The sequence below is a fragment of the Methylobacterium sp. ap11 genome (assembly GCF_900110515.1).
Classification (GTDB): Bacteria; Pseudomonadota; Alphaproteobacteria; order Rhizobiales; family Beijerinckiaceae; genus Methylobacterium; species Methylobacterium ajmalii.
Map to the genome: position 1 here is coordinate 43974 of NZ_FOEB01000016.1, position 16393 is coordinate 60366.

Here is a 16393-nt window from a genome sequence, read left to right on the forward strand (position 1 = left end):
CCGATGACCCAGACCGTCCCCTTCGGCGGCAAGGACCTGCGCGTCCTGCTCAAGGACTCCGCCGCCGACACCCCCCGACTTCGTGGCGATGATCACCACCAAGGAGATCGAGCGGGTCGACGAGTTCGATGACGCCACCGTGCCGGAGACTGACGCCCCCGACCAGGTGCCGAGCCGCCGCTCCTTCCTCAGGGCCCGGGCCTGGAACACCTCGTTCTCCGACATCGCCGACGCCAAGGGCTTCCGCATCCTCCAGGCCGGCGCGACCGCCGACCTACACCCAGGTCCTGGTCGCCAAGGTCGCGGCCGCCGGCGGCGGGCGCTGGGACGGCGCGGTGTGGTTCGAGAACCTGAAGCTCTCCTCGCAGGACAACGGCGTGGTGAAGTTCAGCGGCCAGCTGCGCGGCGAAGGGCCCCTCGCCTGGACGGCGGAGCTGATGGCGCCCGACACCTCCCGCACCGCCGTCTACGCCGCCTTCGGCGGGCGGCACCGCAAGCTGCAACTTACCCTCGGCTGCATCGGCGAGCTGGAGCGCATCTGCACCGCCGGCATCGGCGAGATCCAGCTCAGGCTCGCCAGCCACCGCTTCTACGCCGCCGACCTGCGCGAGACGATCCGCCTCGGGCTGATCGGCGGCGGCGAAGACCTGGCCGGGGCCGAGGCGCTGATGCGCTTCAACTTCGACCAGCAGCCGCTCGCCACCCACCTGCAGCTCGCCGCCGACCTGCTCTCGGCCGCGGTGGCCGGGGTGGAGCCGGAGGGAAACGGGGTGACGGAGGGGAGGAGCGACGCCCCGGCGACCTCTCCGTCTGGTACCGCGCCGGCGGCATGATGGGGCTGACGCCCCGGGCGGTCGACGCCCTTGCCCTGGCCGGTTCCGGTCCCCGTCCCCGCCCTCTGCCGCCGCGGAACCCCGCCTGCCCGGGCCGGTTGACCCGCATGCCCAGACGGACAGGAGGAACGACCATGGCCAATCCAGGCCTGCCCGGCCACGAGCCGGTTCCCGGTGGGATTCCGGGCGATATCCCGCCGCCGATTACCCCCGACGATCTGCCGGATACCGGCCCGACCGGGCCGCGCTCGCCCTACCCGGTCAACGATCCGGGCATCACCGATCCGACCGGGCCGGGCTCCGAGCCCGACTATCTCCCGGGCGGGCCGAGCAATCCCGGCACGCGGTTCTGAAAACACGAAGGGCGCCCGTCGGGCGCCCTTTTTCGTCACTGCGTCGTCCCGTCTCCCTCGCGCGGCGGCGTCAGTGCCCGCCATGCGAGCTGCGCACGTCGCGCGGGGCGTTCAGGATCTCGTTGAGAGAGGTCGCGACGTGGCGCGCCTCCTCGTCGGTGAGGCGGAGCTGGAACGGCGGAAGGCCGCCCGCCTGGAGCGCCACCACCGCCTGGCCCTGCTCGTCGGTGCCGACCTCGATCGCCGGCGAGGTCACGTCGAGCATCGCGGCCTCGTCCTCGCCGAGGTCGTCCATCTCGGCCTCGTCCGGCTCGTGCATCACCGTGAGGAGCTGACCCACCGCGCGCACGAGGGCGCGGGCCGCGCTGGCATCCATGATGACCGCGGTCGATTGGTCGTCCTTCTGGAACGAGAGCTGGATGTTCGAGCCTTCGAGGGAAACCGAGATACCCGCCATTGACAGTCCGACACCGTAGAATTGTCGCCCGTATATGGGAGCGCTCCGCCCGACGCGACAGGGAATCGCGCGCAGGGCCGGCCTGCATCGCGCGAAACGACGCCGGATCCGCGGCGTTGATCCGCCGGAACGGGGCGCCGGACGCCCGAAACGAGCGGATGACGACCATGGCCGCACGCAAGATCACTTCAGGCAAGGTCAGCCCACGCAAGGCCAGCCCACACAAGACGACGGACGCCCAGAAGGGCACGATCGCCCGGGTGATGCACGAGTTCAAGGAAGGCGAGCTGGCGCGCGGCGACGGCGAGCCGGTCACCGACCGGCGCCAGGCCGTCGCCATCGCGCTGCGGGAGGCCGGCGCGTCGAACCGGGAGAGCCCGTCCGGCAACCGCACGAATTTTCTCCGCACCCGGTCCAAGGAGCGCGACACGCGGTCCCAGGCGACCCGCGCCGCGCTCTACGACGAGGCGAAGCGCCGCGACATCAAGGGCCGCTCGCGCATGACCCGCGGCGAACTCGAGCGGGCGCTCAACCGTTAGGCGCGTTCTTCCGACAGGAGTTCGTGCATGACCTCGAAGCAGCCGAAGACCACGACCCCGACCGACGCCGACCTGAAGGGCAATCCCGGCATCGGTGCGTCCAAGGGGATGACCATGTCCGGCGGCGATCCCGAGGATCTCGCCGGGGCCAACACCGACGAGGGCGACGTCGCCAACGACACCACGCCCCAGGGCGGCGTCGACCCCAACCAGCGCGGGCGCACCAACCGCTGACACGCGGGGTGCGCGTTGTCGCGGCCGCCCTGCCTTGTTCCGGACAGACTGCACCCCTACATGGGGTCCAGCGGCAACGGGCGGGCGGCCTCGGGCATCGTGCCCGGCCGGGACCCAGTGGGCCCCGGCCATCGAAGCTCCCACCCGGACAATTGGCGCTGTCGCACCGTCATGCTCTCACGCGAGGGCAGAGCGTTGCGGCTTCTAACGAGACGAGGACGACCGCGTGAATACTGGTACTGTTAAGTGGTTCAACGACCAGAAGGGCTTCGGCTTCATCCAGCCGGATGATGGCGGCAAGGACGTTTTCGTCCACATCTCCGCGGTGGAGCGGGCTGGCCTGCGCGGCCTCGTCGAGGGCCAGAAGGTCTCCTACGAGCTGCAGGCCGACCGTCGCGACAGCAGCAAGATGTCTGCCGTGAACCTGCAGGTCGCCTAAAGGCGGCCCCCGGCCCGGGTTAACGTGATCTTAACGCTAATTCCGTTAAGGTTACGGAACCCAGGCCGCACTGGAGCGTTATGAGCTTGCGGGCTCAGGTTACGCTCCGCCGGCGGCCCCCTGGCCGCCCGCCACGCACAGTCGCTCCCGCGCGGAGCGCCGAAAAGATAGAAGAAAAGACATCCATGTTGTTCGAGTTCACCCGGCGCGACGGCGCGCCCACCGTTTTCAACGACGGCCCCACTTTCCATGTCGACCAGATCAATCGCTTCGGCGATGGCGGCTCCACCGATGTGAGCCACCTGATCGACAAGAGCTACGGATACCACTCGTCCCGCGAGCTGCGTTGGCATCTCGCCGAGCGGTTCGGCCTGACGCCGAGTGCCGTGGCCGTGCGCGAAGCCCACTGAGGGCCGCGCGGGTCGTCACAGACCGCCGTCAATCGTACGAGGCGGGCCGCGCGCGAGCGCGGACCCGCCTTTGTCATGTCTGGACCGTCGTTTTCGTCATGCTCGGCCCGGGGCGGACATCGCGGCGGCCGGGACGGGCGGACGAGCGTCCGATCCCTCACCCCACCCGCAGCAGCCCGGCGAGCTGCGCCACGTCCCCCGGATTGTCCGACAGGAGCGCGTCGATCTCGCCGGCGGCGAGCGCCCGGACGTGCCGGCAATCCGGCCGGAACCGCGCCCCGGCGCAGGAACAGCGCAGCCGCGGGCCGTCGCGGCCCTCGACCAGCCGCACGTCGTAGGGCGTGCCGCTGCTGCCCCGGACGACGAAATGCAGCAGCGGCGCGCGGGCCTGGCGCGGCGCCGCGGCGCGGCCCGCATCCTGGGTCGCACTCGGGGCCGCGATGCCCCGCAGGGCGCGGGCCGCGAGGCCGTCCGGCGCACGCGCGCCCTCCCCGGCCCGCTCGCGGGTGAGGCCGAGGCGGCGGGCGAGGCTCGCGACGTCGGGCGCGCCGGCCTCCCGCATCACCGCGAGCGCGATCTCGGCGCAGGCATAGGCGTCCTCGCCGGCATCGTGGTGGCGAAACGTCACGCCGACCCGCGCGGCGAGCGACGAGAGCCGGTAGGTGCCCTGCCCCCGTCCGCCCTCGCCCGGCCAGTGCCGGCGGGCGAGTTGGACCGTGCAGAGCGAGGTATAGGCCGGCTGCGCCAGGCCGTAGGCCCGCAGGGTCGCCGCCAGCACCCCGACGTCGAAGCTCGCATTGTGGGCGAGCACCAGGCTGCCGGCGATCTCCGGCAGGAACGGCGCCATCGCTTCCGGGAAGGACGGCGCCCGCTCCACGTCCCGCGGCCGGATGCCGTGGACCCGGATGTTGCCGGGCGAGAAGCGCATCTCCGCCGGGCGGATCAGCCGCGATTCCCGCCGCACCACCCGGCCGTCCTCGATCCAGGCGAGGCCGACCGCGCAGGGGCTGTCGCGGCGCTCGTTGGCGGTCTCGAAGTCGATCGCGAGGGTGCGGGAAAAGCTCATCCCCGCGCTCTCCCCGGCGAAGACGCCGAATTTCAGGCGGAGGCGACCATCGTCAGCCACTCGTCCTCCGAGACGACCTTCACGCCGTGCTTCTCGGCATCCTTGAGCTTGCTGCCGGCGCCCGGCCCCGCCACCACCAGGTCGGTCTTGGCCGAGACCGAGCCCGAGACCTTGGCGCCTAGCCGCTCGGCCGTCGCCTTGGCCTCGCTGCGGGTCATCTTCTCCAGGGTGCCGGTGAACACCACGGTCTTGCCGGCGAAGGCCGCTCCTTGCGCCGCCGGGGCCGCCCGCTCGGTCTCGACCTCGGCGAGCAGGGCCTCGACCGCCGCGACGTTGTGCGCCTCCGAGAAGAACTGGATCAGCGAGGCGGTGGTCACCGCGCCGACCTCGCCGTCGTCGGCCAGCGCCCGGTAGGCGTCGCCGGGGACCTGGGCGATCGCCCGTTCCACCGCCGCGCGCACGCCCGCCGCATCGCCGTAGGCCTCGACCAGGGCGGCGCGCTGCGGCGTCGACAGGCGCGCCACCGCGCCGCCGGCCAGGAGGTCCGCGTCGGGCGAGTCGGCGGCGGCTGCGAGCAGCCGGTCGCGGGTGGTGGCGCCGACCCGGTCGAGGCTCGCGAGCGCGATCCAGTCCGGTCCGGGCTGGCAGGCGGCCGCCGCCGCCACACCCGCCATCAGGGCCGGCATGTCGGAGAAATGCTTGGCCAGCGCCTTGGCGGTCGCCTCGCCGACCTGCTCGATGCCGAGCGCGAAGACGAACCGGTTGAGCGGGATTTTTCTCCGCGCCTCGACCCCGGCGAGCAGGTTCTTGATCGCCTTGTCCTCGTCGTCCTTCTTCTTTGCCGCCTTCTTGACCTCCTTGCCGGCGGCCGCGGCGCGCTCGGCCGAGAGCGCCTGGCGGCGCGCCACCACGGCGGCCTTCAGGGGCTCGAAGTCCAGGCGGAACAGGTCGGCGGGCTGACGCACCAGGCCGGCCTCGAACAGGGTCTCGATGTAGGTCTCGCCGAAGCCCTCGATGTCGAAGGCGTTGCGCGACACGAAGTGCTTGAGCCGCTCCTGGCCTTGCGCCGGGCAGATCAGGCCGCCGGTGCAGCGGCGCACCGCGTCGAGCTTGCCGGTGCGCGGGTTGAGGCCGCGCACCGCGTGGCTGCCGCAGGCCGGGCAGGTCTCGGGGAAGCGGTAGGGCACGGCCTCCGCGGGGCGGCGCTCCAGCACCACGTCGGCGACCTTCGGGATCACGTCGCCGGCGCGCAAGACCACCACGGTGTCGCCGACGCGCACGTCGGAGCCCTGCGCGAGGTCGAGATCGGCCCGCAGGGTCTGGCCCTGCCAGATCGCCACGCCGCTGCGGATCGGCGCTCCGTCGGCATCGACCCCGTGGACGTAATCCTCGTTGTGGAGCGTGGCGTTCGACACCACGACGCCGCCGACCGTGACCGGCGTCAGGCGCGCCAGCGGGTTGAGCGAGCCGGTGCGCCCGACATTGATGTCGATCGCCTCGACCACGGTGGTGGCGCGCTGGGCCGGGAACTTGTGGGCGAGCGCCCAGCGCGGGGCGCGGGCGACGAAGCCGAGGCGGCGCTGGAGCGCGAAGTCGTCGACCTTGTAGACGACGCCGTCGATGTCGTAGCCGAGATCGGCGCGCCGCGCCTCGATCGTCCGGTAATGCGCCAGCATCGCGGCCGCGTCGGCGCACAGCACCGTCAGCGGGTTGACGGGCAGGCCCCAGGCGCGGAACGCCTCGATCATCTCGAACTGGCTGTCGGCCGGCTGGTCCGACATCTCGCCGGCCGCGTAGGCGAAGAAGCGCAGGGGCCGCGAGGCGGTGATGCTGGAATCGAGCTGGCGCAGGGAGCCCGCGGCGGCGTTGCGCGGGTTGGCGAAGAGCGGCTTGCCGGCCGCCTCCTGGCGCGCGTTGATGCCGGCGAAGTCCGCATGCGACAGGTAGACCTCGCCGCGCACCTCGCACACCTCCGGCCAGTCCGCGCCGACCAGCCCTTCCGGAATCTCCTCGATCGTCCGCACGTTGGCGGTCACATCCTCGCCCACCTCGCCGTCGCCGCGCGTCGCCGCGGTGACGAGGCGCCCGTTCTCGTAGCGCAGCGACAGGGACAGGCCGTCGATCTTCGGCTCGGCCGTGAAGGCGACGGGCTCCCCGCCCAAGAGACCGAGGAAGCGGCGCACCCGCTCGACGAAGTCGCCGATCTCCTCGTCCGAGAAGGCGTTGCCGAGGGACAGCATCGGCACCGCGTGGCGCACCTTGGCGAACTTGTCCGACGCCTTGGCGCCGACGCTGGCCGAGGCCTCGCCGGTGCCGGCGAGATCGGGGAAGCGCGCCTCGATGCTCTCGAGCCGGCGGCGCAGGGCGTCGTACTCGGCATCCGGGATCGTCGGCGCATCGTCGCCGTGATAGCGCCGGTCGTGCTCCGCGATCTCCGCCGAGAGGGCGGCGTGGAGGCTCTGCGCGCTCCTGGGGTCGAGGTCGTCGAGGGCGGGGTCGCGGGTGGGGGGCATGGACGCTCTTACGCGAATCAACGATTGCGGCGTGTGATACAGGATGAGGGTTATGCAGATCCTGCGTCTTGTCCCGGCAGAGAGGGGGCTTCACGGAGCGCCCGGCCCGTCACCGCGACTCGAGTACAACAACAGGAACGCGACGGCCTCCCGCAGAGATGGAAGCTCGTCGACGACGATGCCCCAGATGATACGATCGGACAGGCTGTGGTATTCGTGCCGCAGCACGTTGCCGATGCCGCGGATCTTGCGCCACGGGACGTCCGGCCGCAGCATCTGGATGTCGTCTGGAACCGCGCGGCTGGCCTCGGAGACGATCTCGATGCCGCGCTGGACGCCGTGCTTGAGCAGCCAATCCCCGGTGTAATCCGCGAGGGTCTTGCCTGCCGTCGCACGGAGAATGCCGTCGATTGCGGCAAGCATGTCGTCGAGAGCGTGGCGGAACTCGCGCGGCGCCATCAGAAGACCCGGACCGCCGATCGCTCGATCCGATCCCTCAGGCGCGGATGCAGGCCGTCGCGGGTGGTCACGTCGATCGCGGTCCCGAGCCGGTCTTCGAGGAAGAGCTTGATGCCGACGAGATCGAAGCCGTTGAAGCGGCTCTCGGGATCGTAGTCGATGAACAGGTCGAGGTCGCTGTCGGGTCGGGCGTCGTCCCGGACCGTCGATCCGAACAGGAACAGGGACGTGGCCCCCATCGCCCGCACGCTGTCGGCATGGGCCCGGAGCCGGGAGATGGCGTCGCCGCGTGTCATGGCGCGCAGGGTATCGCGCGAACCGGCGCGACGCCACCGCCGACGTCTCCACAGGCGAAGGTTCCCTGCTGCGGGTAGCGGGCGGAACCATTGATTGGGTTCATGGCGAAATCGCCGGTACGGTCGCCGAGGTTGCTACCCGTCGGTGCGTCGTGGACCGTCGGCCCTTGTCGGGAGTTGCGCTCATGGCAGACGATCACGCAATCTACCGAGAGATCCCCGGCGGTACGGAGCTTCTGCAGTGGTTCGGTGAAGTGCCGGCCTTCCACGATGCCGAAATTCTCAGTCTCGATCTGCGTCGCGATGGGCAGAGTGAGCTGAAAATTCACGGTTGGATCATGACGAACGAGATCACTGAAAACGGCTCTATCGCTCTCGATCGACACGCGATCGTAATTTTTCGCTTCGATGAAGTCGTCGATCTACAGATCGAGGGCTTCAATCATCAGAACGTGATTTACGGCCTGATCTTGCGGCGGGCACTCCATCGTCCGGAACGCCGGGAGCATCTCTCGCTCCCCCCGCTGCCGCAAGATTTCGAGATCGAGCTTCTACCTTGCTACGGCTTGAGCGGGTTCATCCGTGCGCGCACGCTATCCATCACCGTGCAACCGGGCAAGCCGCAAGGCTGAATCCCGCGCGATCATCCATCCTCCCCGTATGTGGTGCCGGTAGCGACCGGCCGCGGATGAGGTGTGTCTCCCTTCGCATCGCGGCCCCCTGGGGGCCGGAATGCTACGGCCGCTTCCGCCGCCACGCGCGTCCCGATCAGCCGCGCCTTCCATCCCAGCGCCGGCCGCTCGACGACGTGCCAGGACAGGGCCGCCACCGCGAGGGTGAGGACCAGCGACGGCCCGAGCAGCGCCCAGGCCGAGGCGGCGGGCATCAGCGCGTGCAGGGCCTGCTGCACCGGCCAGCCGTAGAGATAGGTGCCGTAGGAGAGGTCCGCCCGCGGGTCGAGGGCCGGGTGGCGCACCGGGGGGACGAGGCCGAGGCAGAGCACCGCGTAGGCCTCGGCGAGGAACAGCGCCGGCGGGTAGAGGGCGGTCCCGTGCAGGAGCGCCGCCAGGGCGAGGCCCGCCAGCGCCAGCGGCCAGCTCAGGCGGGCCCGGTCGGCGTAGAGGAAGAGCGCCGCGCCGGTGGCGAAGATCAGCGGCAGCCGCAACGAGGTCTCGAGGCCCTTCGGCATCTCGCCCGCCCGCATCCCGGCCAAAGCCAGTGCCACCGCGAGGCCGGCGATCAGCAGCGGGCAGAGCCAGCGCCGGCGCAGCGTCCCGAGGAGCCCCGCCGCCAGGAGGCCGAGATAGCACAGCACCTCGTACTTGAGCGTCCAGACCGTCCCCATCGGGAAGCGGAAGGGATTCTCCGAAAAGACGCCCGGCAGGGCGGCGTTGCTCTTGAAGGTGGTGAGCGTGCCCTGGACGAACCGCCACAGGCCTGGATCGGCCCAGTAGGCGGAGAGCGGCAGGGTCGTCATCAGGCTGCCGAGACCGAGCGAGACGGCGAGCGTCGCCGCCACGAGCCCGGGGGCGATGCGCAAGGCCCGGGCGACGACGTAGTCGCGCGGGCCGCGGCGCATCAGGCTCATGGTGACGAGGAAGCCCGAGACGGCGAAGAAGCCGTTCACCGCGTGCTCGCCGAGCGTGTAGCCGGTCAGGCGCGCCAGCGGCTCGTCGAGGACGGCGCCGGTGGTGACGCTGAAGCCGTGCGAGACCACGACGAGGAGCGCGAGCGCCAGGCGCACCGCCCCGAAGGCGTTGTGCGGCTTGGCCAAGCCGGCCGCGACCGTCACCACGGCGCGGCCTCCTGCGGCGGCGTTTCCGTCAGGCCCTCCTGCGCCAGCGCGGAGCGGCCGTTGCGGGCCGCCCAGGCACCGGCGACCGAGCCGCCGTAGCGCTCGATCCCGGAGCGGCGGAAGGCGAGCGCGGCGAGCAGCGCCTTCACGCCGTTCTTCGCCAGCATCGCCCCCGTGGGGTCGGGCAGGCCGTACTTGCGCGAGACGTAAGCGCGCGACCAGGCCTGGTGCCAGCGCGAGCGGCGCACCCGGCCGGGCACCGAGGCGCTCGACGCGCCGCGGCCGTGAAGCGCCACCGCGCCGTGGACGTGGACGAGCGCCCGGCCCGCATCGGCGATGCGCCGGCAGAGGTCGTCGTCCTCGTAGAACAGGAAGATGTTCGGATCGAACCCGCCGAGCGACAGGAAGAGGTCGCGGCGCACCATCAGGCAGGCGCCCGACAGGAACGGCGCGCAGGCATCGCCCTCCGGCGGATGGAGCCGACCGCCCGGGTTGGTGAGGTAGGGCGCGAGCAGCGAGCGCGGCTGGAAGAAGAAGCGCCCATCCGGCTCGACGATGCGGGGGGCGAACAGTCCGGCATCCGGGTAGGCCTCGGCCGCCGCGAGCAGCGCGTCGGCGCTGCCCGGCTGGAGCTCGACGTCCGGGTTGACGATCAGCGCGTACTCGGCGCGTCCCGCCGCCCAGATGCCGGCATTGTTGGCCCGGCCGTAGCCCTCGTTGCGGGGCAGCCGCAGGACCCGCGCGCCCAACGTGGCGGCGAGGTCCGCCGAGCCGTCGCGGCTCGCGTTGTCGACGACGAGCGCCGGGACGTGCTCGCGGGCGAGCGCCGCGAGGCAGGCCGGCAACACGCCGGCACTGTCATGCGCGACGACGACCGCGACGAGACCGGGCACCGGCTCCGATCAGCCCTGCTTCTGCGGCAGGTTGAGGCGGATGTGCAGCTCGCGCAGCTGCTTGAGCCCGACCTCGGAGGGCGCGCCCATCATCAGGTCCTCGGCGCGCTGGTTCATCGGGAAGAGCACGACCTCGCGGATGTTCGGCTCGTTGCAGAGCAGCATCACGATGCGGTCGACACCCGGCGCGATGCCGCCGTGCGGGGGAGCGCCGAGCTTGAGCGCGTTCAGCATGCCGCCGAACTTCTCCTCCAGCACCTCCTTGGGGTAGCCGGCGAGGCCGAAGGCCTTCTCCATCACCTCGGGACGGTGGTTGCGGATCGCGCCCGACGACAGCTCGATGCCGTTGCAGACGATGTCGTACTGGAACGCCTTGATGCCGAGGATCGTGGCGTGGTCGGCGGGATCGAGCGCCATGAAGGCGTCGTGGTCGAAGTTCGGCATGGAGAACGGGTTGTGCGAGAAGTCGACCCGCTTCTCGTCCTCGTTCCACTCGTACATCGGGAAGTCGGTGATCCAGCAGAACGCGAACTGGTCCTTGTCGGACAGGGCCAGTTCGTCGCCGACGCGGATGCGGGCCTTGCCGGCAAGTCCCGCCGCCTTGGCCTCGGGCCCGGCGGAGAAGAACACCGCGTCGCCGGCCTTGAGCCCGGCCTTGGCGGCGATGGCGGCCTGCGCCTCCGCCGGCACGAACTTAGCGATCGGCCCGCGGCCGGTGAGCGTCCCGCCCTCCTCCTCGAACACGATGTAGCCGAGGCCGGGCGCGCCCTCGGAGCGGGCCCAGTCGTTGAGCTTGTCGAAGAACGAGCGCGGCTGCGACGCGGCGCCGGGGGCCGGCACGGCGCGGACCACGCCGCCGGCCTTGATGGCGTTCTTGAACGCGTTGAAAGTCACGTCCTCGCGCAGGAACTCGTCCGTCACGTCGGCGATGACGAGCGGGTTGCGCAGGTCCGGCTTGTCGACGCCGTATTTCAGCATCGCCTCGGCGTAGGGGATGCGCACGAAGCTCGGCGAGACGCGCTTGCCCTCGGCGAATTCCTCGAACACCGAGCGCAGGACCGGCTCCACCGCCTGGAAGACGTCTTCCTGGGTGACGAAGCTCATCTCGATGTCGAGCTGGTAGAACTCGCCCGGCGAGCGGTCGGCGCGGGCGTCCTCGTCGCGGAAGCACGGCGCGATCTGGAAGTACCGGTCGAAGCCGGCGATCATCGTCAGCTGCTTGAACTGCTGCGGGGCCTGCGGCAGGGCGTAGAACTTGCCCGGATGCAGGCGCGACGGCACCAGGAAGTCGCGCGCGCCCTCCGGCGAGGACGCGGTGAGGATCGGGGTCTGGAACTCGAAGAACCCGCCCTCGCGCATCCGCCGGCGCAGCGAGTCGATGATCGCGCCGCGGCGCATGATGTTGGCGTGCAGCTTCTCGCGGCGCAGGTCGAGGAAGCGGTACTTGAGCCGCGTCTCCTCGGGGTATTCCTGGTCGCCGAAGACCGGCATCGGCAGTTCGGCGGCGGCGCCCAGCACCTCGAGGTCGGTGATGTAGACCTCGACCGCGCCGGTCGGCAGTTCCGCGTTCTCGGTGCCGGCGGGGCGCTGGCGCACCCGCCCGTCGATGCGGATCACCCACTCCGAGCGCACGGCTTCCGCCGCCTTGAAGGCCGCGGAATCGGGATCGATCACGCATTGCGTGATCCCGTAATGGTCGCGCAGGTCGATGAACAGCACGCCGCCATGGTCGCGGACGCGGTGGCACCAGCCGGAGAGGCGGACGGTCGCGCCGACGTCGGACGGGCGGAGCGCCCCGCAGGTATGGGAACGATAGCGGTGCATGGGCGTGTCTTCGCTGTCCAGAATTCTTGCCAGATGTCTTGCCGGGACCCTTGCCAGGATCTCGGCCGTCTCGACCGGGCTGGCAGGCCGGGCGCGCGGGTAGTCCGCCCGCACGCCAGAGTGTGCGGCACCCATTCGCGAAGGGGGGAGCGAAGTCAAGCGCGGGGCCTCGCCGGACACCTCCCGGAACTTGTGGAACAAAAGACGAACAATTATATTATCCCCATGGATCAGAACGCCTTTTTCGGCTCCTGCGAGCCTCGCCCCGACCCCTCGCTCGACCCGTCGCTCGACACCCGACCGGATCCGCCCCCGGGCACGCCCGCGGCGACCCGGACCCAGCCACCGGAGGCCCACGCCATGCCCGTCGACCACCGCGACGCCATCCACGAACGACGGCCCGCGTTCACCGAACGCCAGTCTGCGTTCGTCGAACGCCAGGACGGCGCCTGGCGGGTCCTGCCGATCGAGGGCCGGTTCGAGCTCGTCTACGAGGACGGCAACGGCGCCTGGAGCGTGCGCCGGCTCCAGGCGCGCGAACTCAAGATCGGTCCCGGCCGGGTGCTGGTCTGCGGTACCGACCGGGACCGGGACGGCTACCGGGGCTTTCGCGCCGACCGCATCCACCGCCTGACCGACCGGGACACCGGCGAGCAGGTCGAGCACAACATCCTCGACTGGCTCACCCGTCGGGCGGAAGCGGCGCGGCGCGCCCGCGCGGCGGCCCTGCGCCGGAAGACCCTGCCCGAGGCGGCTCGGCCCAAGGCGGATCGCCCCGGCGGGAAAGCCCGCGCCGCGTGATTTTCGCTGTCCGCGGCGCCCAATCCCCATAACCCACGGTGCCGGCGTCTCGCGGCGTCTCGCGCTGGGCGGCAGGCTCCGCTATAGCCGGACCCATGAAGCTGATTACTTCGACGGAAGACCTCGCCTCGGTCTGCTCGCGCTTTGCCACGCAACCCTTCGTGACCGTCGACACGGAGTTCATGCGCGAGACGACCTACTATCCGAAGCTGTGCCTGATCCAGATCGCGGCACCGGACGGATCGACCGCGCTCGTCGACCCGCTGGCGCCCGACATCGACCTCGCGCCGTTCTTCGCGCTGATGGGCGACGAGAGCGTGCTGAAGGTCTTCCACTCGGCCCGCCAGGACCTCGAGATCATCTGGCTGCTCGGCGGGCTCCTGCCGCAGCCCTTCTTCGACACGCAGGTCGCCGCGATGGTATGCGGCTACGGCGACTCGGTCTCCTACGAGCAGCTCGTCAACGACGTCGCCAAGGCGAAGATCGACAAGTCGTCGCGCTTCACCGACTGGTCGCGCCGGCCGCTCTCGGACGCGCAGCTGAGCTACGCGCTCTCGGACGTGACCCACCTGATCAAGGTCTACGAGGTGCTGGCGCGCGAGCTGCTCGACACCGACCGCGGCGCCTGGCTCGACGAGGAGATGGCGGTCCTCACCTCCCCCGACACCTACCGGGCCGACCCGGAGCATGCCTGGAAGCGCCTGAGCTCGCGGATGCGCAAGGCCCGCGAGATCGCGGTGCTGATGGAGGTGGCGGCCTGGCGCGAGCGCGAGGCGCAGACCCGCAACGTGCCGCGCGGGCGCATCCTGAAGGACGAGGCGGTGATCGACATCGCCACCTCTGCGCCCCGCAGCGTCGAGGCGCTGGGGCGCCTGCGCACGATCCCCGCCGGGTTCGAGCGCTCGCGCACCGGCACCGACATCCTGGCCGCCGTCGAGCGCGGCCTGTCGCGCGATCCCGCCTCGGTGCCGACCCCCGAGCGCGGCCGCGCCCGCAGCGGCGGCAACGGCGCGCTGGTCGAGCTCCTCAAGGTGCTGCTCAAGGCGGTCTGCGAGGAGGAGCGCGTCGCGCCCAAGATCATCGCCACCGTGGACGACCTCGAGGCCCTGGCCGAAGACGGCGCCGCCGACGTGCCGGTGCTGCACGGCTGGCGCCGCGGCCTGTTCGGCGAGAAGGCGCTGGCCCTCAAGGCCGGCCGCCTGGCCCTGTCGGCCGAGGGCGGCCGCGTCGTGGTGCGCGAACTGCCCGAGGCCTGAGAGCGGGGCCCTCGCGGGGACCGGTGGCGACGCCGGTTCCGCGAGGCCCCTCCTTGCCCCGTCGCGGCCTCAGTGGCCGGCGATGCGGGGCTCCCGCCGGCCGCTGCGCCGCGCCGCCGCCAGTGCCGTCCCGCCGATCAGCCCCGCCGCCGCGATCAGGCCGATATGCAGCCACATCGGGTCGGCGGCGACGACCCGGTCCTTGGCTTGCGCGTCGAACCGGCCGTGGGCGCCGTGGTCGCGCTTGGCGTCGACCGGCTCGAACAGGTTGTCGGGCCCGCCCCGCCGCGCCGCCTGCGACGTCATCTCGCCCCGGTAGCCGTGGCGGGCGAGGTAATGGTCGGTGAAGGCCGGTGCGGCCTGCGCGCCGAAGATCGCGAGCCAGGACGGGGTGCCGATCCAGAGTTCCCGCGGCGCGTCGTGGGCGGCCCGCACGATCTCCTCGGCGATCGCCTCCGGCTGGAAGATCGGCGGCACCGGCTCGAGCTTGCGCGGCAGGCGCGAGCGGGCCCAGTCGAATTGCGGCGTGTTCACCGCCGGCAGCTGCACCATCGTCAGGCGGATGCGGCTGCGGTGATGCAGCAACTCGGTGCGCAGGCTGTCGACGAAGCCGCGCACCGCCGCCTTGGCGGCGCAATAGGCCGATTGCAGCGGGATCGACCGGTAGGCGAGCGCCGAGCCGACATGCACGATGGTCCCCCGGTCCGAGGCCTTCATGTGGCGCAGCGCCGCCAGCGTGCCGTGGACCTGGCCGAGATAGGTGACGTCGGTGACGCGCTGGAACTCCTCCGCGGTCATCTGCTCGACCTCGGCGTAGACCGTCACCATGGCGTTGTTGACCCAGACGTCGATGCCGCCGAACTCCTCCGCGAAGGCATCCGCCGCCCGCTCCACCGCCTTCGGGTCGGCGACGTCGGCCCGGTAGCCGAGCGCCCGGCCGCCCGCCGCCTCGACCTCCGCGACCGCCGCCGCGATCCCGGCCCGTCCCCGCGCGACGATGCCGACGTTCCAGCCCCGGCGCCCGAAGGCCACCGCCACGGCGCGCCCGACCCCGGCGCTGCCGCCGGTCACCACGACGGTGGGGCGCGTTGTTCCGCTCATCCGATTGCTCCCGATGATCCTGCGTCAGCCCCGACAACGCGCTCGGGCGCGTTCGGGTGCAGGGATTTCGGGACGACGGGGACGTGCCGGATCGGCGGGCGGGCTGCCCGCTATCATGTCTATACACATGGGCCGGGCGCCGGTACGACGGGCCCGACCGGAAGGCGCGGGAGGGGACGATGAAGGCGGTTGCGGCAGGTTTGCTGGGAGCGGTCGCGCTGGCGTGGCCGGCGCTCGCCCAGGAGACGAAGGTGACCGTCGGCCTGTCGGGCTGGACGGGTTTCGCTCCCCTGACGCTCGCCAAGGAAGCCGGCATCTTCAAGAAGAACGGCCTCGACGTCTCGCTCAAGAAGATCCCGCAGGCGAGCCGCCACCTCGCCATCCGCTCCGGCGACGTGCAATGCGCCGCCACCACGGTCGAGACCTGGGTGGTGTGGAACGCCAACGGCGTGCCGACGAAGCAGATCTTCCAGCTCGACAAGTCCTACGGCGCCGACGGGCTGGCCGTGCGCAACGACGTCGCGGCGGTCAAGGACCTGAAGGGCAAGACGGTCGCCGCCTCGGTGCCCGGCACGGCGCCGTATTTCGGGCTGGCCTGGATCCTCAAGGCCAACGGCCTGTCGCTCAAGGACGTGAAGGTCGTCAACCTGGAGCCGGGCCCGGCCGCGCAAGCGTTCATCGCCGGCCAGAACGACGCCGCGATGACCTACGAGCCCTACCTCTCGTCGGTCCGCGCCGCGCCGCAATCGGGCAAGATCATCGCCACCACCCTCGACTACCCGATGGTGATGGACACATTCGGCTGCACGCCCGAGTTCCTCGACCAGAACCCGAAGGCCGCCAAGGCGCTCGCCGACAGCTACTTCGAGGCGCTCGACATGATCGCCAAGGATCCGCAAAAATCCTACGAGATCATGGGCGCCGACGTGAAGCAGACCGGCGAGGCCTTCGGCAAGTCCGCCCAGTTCCTGCGCTGGCAGGACCGCGCCGCCAACAAGGCGTTCTTCGCCGGCGAGATCCAGAAGTTCTCCGAGCAGGCGGCCGACCTGCTGCTCGAGATCGGCGTGATCCGGCAGAAGCCCGACATCGCCGCCCTCGCCGATCCGCGCTTCGTGCAGTGAACG

General features: G+C 71.1%; 20 protein-coding genes. 11 read left to right on the forward strand and 9 right to left on the reverse strand.

Features of this window, described 5'->3' with window-relative positions; all coding sequences use genetic code 11:
• Nucleotides 1–3: 3 nt before the first annotated feature.
• The 3 genes from BMX97_RS34215 to BMX97_RS21270 all read left to right on the forward strand — a co-directional run bounded on the left by BMX97_RS34215 (nucleotide 4) and on the right by BMX97_RS21270 (nucleotide 1186).
• A complete protein-coding gene (locus BMX97_RS34215; protein ID WP_280142810.1) occupies nucleotides 4–132 on the forward strand; it encodes a hypothetical protein in 129 nt (42 codons plus the stop codon).
• Nucleotides 133–335: 203 nt separating this feature from the next.
• The gene (locus BMX97_RS21265; RefSeq protein WP_244538565.1) at nucleotides 336–833 is read left to right on the forward strand and encodes a gene transfer agent family protein; all 498 of its coding nucleotides are present in this window, start codon (nucleotides 336–338) and stop codon (nucleotides 831–833) included.
• A 134-nt stretch (nucleotides 834–967) separates the two neighbouring features.
• Entirely contained in the window at nucleotides 968–1186 is a 219-nt protein-coding gene (locus tag BMX97_RS21270; protein ID WP_060846237.1) for a hypothetical protein, read from the forward strand.
• Between the two features lie 70 nt (nucleotides 1187–1256).
• On the opposite strand, the gene BMX97_RS21275 is transcribed toward BMX97_RS21270, so the two are convergent.
• Nucleotides 1257–1643, reverse strand: a complete 387-nt coding sequence (locus tag BMX97_RS21275) for a hypothetical protein (protein ID WP_048429110.1) — start codon at nucleotides 1641–1643, stop codon at nucleotides 1257–1259.
• Between the two features lie 167 nt (nucleotides 1644–1810).
• Here BMX97_RS21275 and BMX97_RS21280 point away from each other — a divergent pair, with 167 nt between their 5' ends.
• The 4 genes from BMX97_RS21280 (at nucleotide 1811) to BMX97_RS21295 (ending at nucleotide 3265) form a co-directional block, all read left to right on the forward strand.
• Entirely contained in the window at nucleotides 1811–2182 is a 372-nt protein-coding gene (locus BMX97_RS21280; protein ID WP_091753329.1) for a DUF6496 domain-containing protein, read from the forward strand.
• A gap of 27 nt (nucleotides 2183–2209) precedes the next feature.
• Nucleotides 2210–2416 carry a hypothetical protein gene (locus BMX97_RS21285; protein ID WP_091753265.1) on the forward strand — a complete coding sequence of 69 codons (207 nt, stop codon included), beginning with the start codon at nucleotides 2210–2212 and terminating at the stop codon, nucleotides 2414–2416.
• Nucleotides 2417–2642: 226 nt separating this feature from the next.
• The gene (locus BMX97_RS21290) at nucleotides 2643–2855 is read left to right on the forward strand and encodes a cold-shock protein (protein ID WP_060846239.1); all 213 of its coding nucleotides are present in this window, start codon (nucleotides 2643–2645) and stop codon (nucleotides 2853–2855) included.
• A gap of 185 nt (nucleotides 2856–3040) precedes the next feature.
• Nucleotides 3041–3265, forward strand: a complete 225-nt coding sequence (locus tag BMX97_RS21295; RefSeq protein WP_091753266.1) for an AsnC family transcriptional regulator — start codon at nucleotides 3041–3043, stop codon at nucleotides 3263–3265.
• Nucleotides 3266–3422: 157 nt separating this feature from the next.
• Here the strand turns inward: BMX97_RS21295 and BMX97_RS21300 are convergent, their stop codons facing one another.
• From BMX97_RS21300 to BMX97_RS21315, 4 genes are all read right to left on the reverse strand, one after another.
• On the reverse strand, nucleotides 3423–4331 hold the full coding sequence (locus BMX97_RS21300; protein WP_091753330.1) for a 3'-5' exonuclease: 909 nt from the start codon (nucleotides 4329–4331) through the stop codon (nucleotides 3423–3425).
• Between the two features lie 32 nt (nucleotides 4332–4363).
• Nucleotides 4364–6844, reverse strand: a complete 2481-nt coding sequence (gene ligA / locus BMX97_RS21305; RefSeq protein WP_091753267.1) for an NAD-dependent DNA ligase LigA — start codon at nucleotides 6842–6844, stop codon at nucleotides 4364–4366.
• Nucleotides 6845–6934: 90 nt separating this feature from the next.
• Nucleotides 6935–7303: a HepT-like ribonuclease domain-containing protein gene (locus BMX97_RS21310; protein WP_091753268.1), complete on the reverse strand. Its 369-nt coding sequence runs from the start codon at nucleotides 7301–7303 to the stop codon at nucleotides 6935–6937.
• Nucleotides 7303–7599, reverse strand: coding sequence for a nucleotidyltransferase family protein (locus BMX97_RS21315; RefSeq protein WP_091753269.1), 297 nt, complete (start codon nucleotides 7597–7599; stop codon nucleotides 7303–7305). Before BMX97_RS21315 ends, BMX97_RS21310 begins: the two co-directional genes overlap by 1 nt.
• On the opposite strand from BMX97_RS21315, the gene BMX97_RS21320 reads away from it, so the two are divergent.
• The gene (locus tag BMX97_RS21320) at nucleotides 7593–8231 is read left to right on the forward strand and encodes an immunity 50 family protein (protein ID WP_244538566.1); all 639 of its coding nucleotides are present in this window, start codon (nucleotides 7593–7595) and stop codon (nucleotides 8229–8231) included. The genes BMX97_RS21315 and BMX97_RS21320 overlap by 7 nt on opposite strands.
• A gap of 11 nt (nucleotides 8232–8242) precedes the next feature.
• Here BMX97_RS21320 and BMX97_RS21325 read toward each other — a convergent pair whose 3' ends face one another.
• Genes BMX97_RS21325 through aspS form a run of 3 tightly spaced genes read right to left on the reverse strand, consistent with a single transcriptional unit; the run spans nucleotide 8243 to nucleotide 12111 of the window.
• Complete coding sequence (locus BMX97_RS21325; protein WP_244538567.1) at nucleotides 8243–9394, reverse strand: acyltransferase family protein; 1152 nt, start codon at nucleotides 9392–9394, stop codon at nucleotides 8243–8245.
• Nucleotides 9388–10287, reverse strand: a complete 900-nt coding sequence (locus BMX97_RS21330; protein ID WP_091753271.1) for a glycosyltransferase family 2 protein — start codon at nucleotides 10285–10287, stop codon at nucleotides 9388–9390. The genes BMX97_RS21325 and BMX97_RS21330 overlap by 7 nt, the downstream gene beginning before the upstream one ends.
• A gap of 9 nt (nucleotides 10288–10296) precedes the next feature.
• Nucleotides 10297–12111: an aspartate--tRNA ligase gene (aspS, locus tag BMX97_RS21335; protein ID WP_091753272.1), complete on the reverse strand. Its 1815-nt coding sequence runs from the start codon at nucleotides 12109–12111 to the stop codon at nucleotides 10297–10299.
• 360 nt (nucleotides 12112–12471) lie between these two features.
• Here aspS and BMX97_RS21340 point away from each other — a divergent pair, with 360 nt between their 5' ends.
• On the forward strand, nucleotides 12472–12912 hold the full coding sequence (locus BMX97_RS21340; protein ID WP_244538568.1) for a hypothetical protein: 441 nt from the start codon (nucleotides 12472–12474) through the stop codon (nucleotides 12910–12912).
• Nucleotides 12913–13007: 95 nt separating this feature from the next.
• Nucleotides 13008–14168: a ribonuclease D gene (rnd, locus tag BMX97_RS21345; protein WP_091753273.1), complete on the forward strand. Its 1161-nt coding sequence runs from the start codon at nucleotides 13008–13010 to the stop codon at nucleotides 14166–14168.
• Nucleotides 14169–14237: 69 nt separating this feature from the next.
• Here rnd and BMX97_RS21350 read toward each other — a convergent pair whose 3' ends face one another.
• Nucleotides 14238–15269, reverse strand: coding sequence for an SDR family oxidoreductase (locus tag BMX97_RS21350; RefSeq protein ID WP_091753274.1), 1032 nt, complete (start codon nucleotides 15267–15269; stop codon nucleotides 14238–14240).
• Between the two features lie 179 nt (nucleotides 15270–15448).
• Here BMX97_RS21350 and BMX97_RS21355 point away from each other — a divergent pair, with 179 nt between their 5' ends.
• Nucleotides 15449–16390 (forward strand): ABC transporter substrate-binding protein, encoded by a 942-nt coding sequence (locus tag BMX97_RS21355; protein WP_091753275.1) that lies wholly within the window; start codon nucleotides 15449–15451, stop codon nucleotides 16388–16390.
• Nucleotides 16391–16393 lie beyond the last annotated feature (3 nt).

Bases quoted from the DNA above. Each gene is read 5' to 3' on its own strand.
- BMX97_RS34215 (WP_280142810.1), top strand. From the start codon at position 4: ATGACCCAGACCGTCCCCTTCGGCGGCAAGGACCTGCGCGTCCTGCTC.
- BMX97_RS21270 (WP_060846237.1), top strand. From the start codon at position 968: ATGGCCAATCCAGGCCTGCCCGGCCACGAGCCGGTTCCCGGTGGGATT.
- BMX97_RS21275 (WP_048429110.1), bottom strand. From the start codon at position 1,643: ATGGCGGGTATCTCGGTTTCCCTCGAAGGCTCGAACATCCAGCTCTCG.
- BMX97_RS21280 (WP_091753329.1), top strand. From the start codon at position 1,811: ATGGCCGCACGCAAGATCACTTCAGGCAAGGTCAGCCCACGCAAGGCC.
- BMX97_RS21285 (WP_091753265.1), top strand. From the start codon at position 2,210: ATGACCTCGAAGCAGCCGAAGACCACGACCCCGACCGACGCCGACCTG.
- BMX97_RS21295 (WP_091753266.1), top strand. From the start codon at position 3,041: ATGTTGTTCGAGTTCACCCGGCGCGACGGCGCGCCCACCGTTTTCAAC.
- BMX97_RS21300 (WP_091753330.1), bottom strand. From the start codon at position 4,331: ATGAGCTTTTCCCGCACCCTCGCGATCGACTTCGAGACCGCCAACGAG.
- ligA (WP_091753267.1), bottom strand. From the start codon at position 6,844: ATGCCCCCCACCCGCGACCCCGCCCTCGACGACCTCGACCCCAGGAGC.
- BMX97_RS21310 (WP_091753268.1), bottom strand. From the start codon at position 7,303: ATGGCGCCGCGCGAGTTCCGCCACGCTCTCGACGACATGCTTGCCGCA.
- BMX97_RS21315 (WP_091753269.1), bottom strand. From the start codon at position 7,599: ATGACACGCGGCGACGCCATCTCCCGGCTCCGGGCCCATGCCGACAGC.
- aspS (WP_091753272.1), bottom strand. From the start codon at position 12,111: ATGCACCGCTATCGTTCCCATACCTGCGGGGCGCTCCGCCCGTCCGAC.
- BMX97_RS21340 (WP_244538568.1), top strand. From the start codon at position 12,472: ATGCCCGTCGACCACCGCGACGCCATCCACGAACGACGGCCCGCGTTC.
- rnd (WP_091753273.1), top strand. From the start codon at position 13,008: ATGAAGCTGATTACTTCGACGGAAGACCTCGCCTCGGTCTGCTCGCGC.
- BMX97_RS21350 (WP_091753274.1), bottom strand. From the start codon at position 15,269: ATGAGCGGAACAACGCGCCCCACCGTCGTGGTGACCGGCGGCAGCGCC.
- BMX97_RS21355 (WP_091753275.1), top strand. From the start codon at position 15,449: ATGAAGGCGGTTGCGGCAGGTTTGCTGGGAGCGGTCGCGCTGGCGTGG.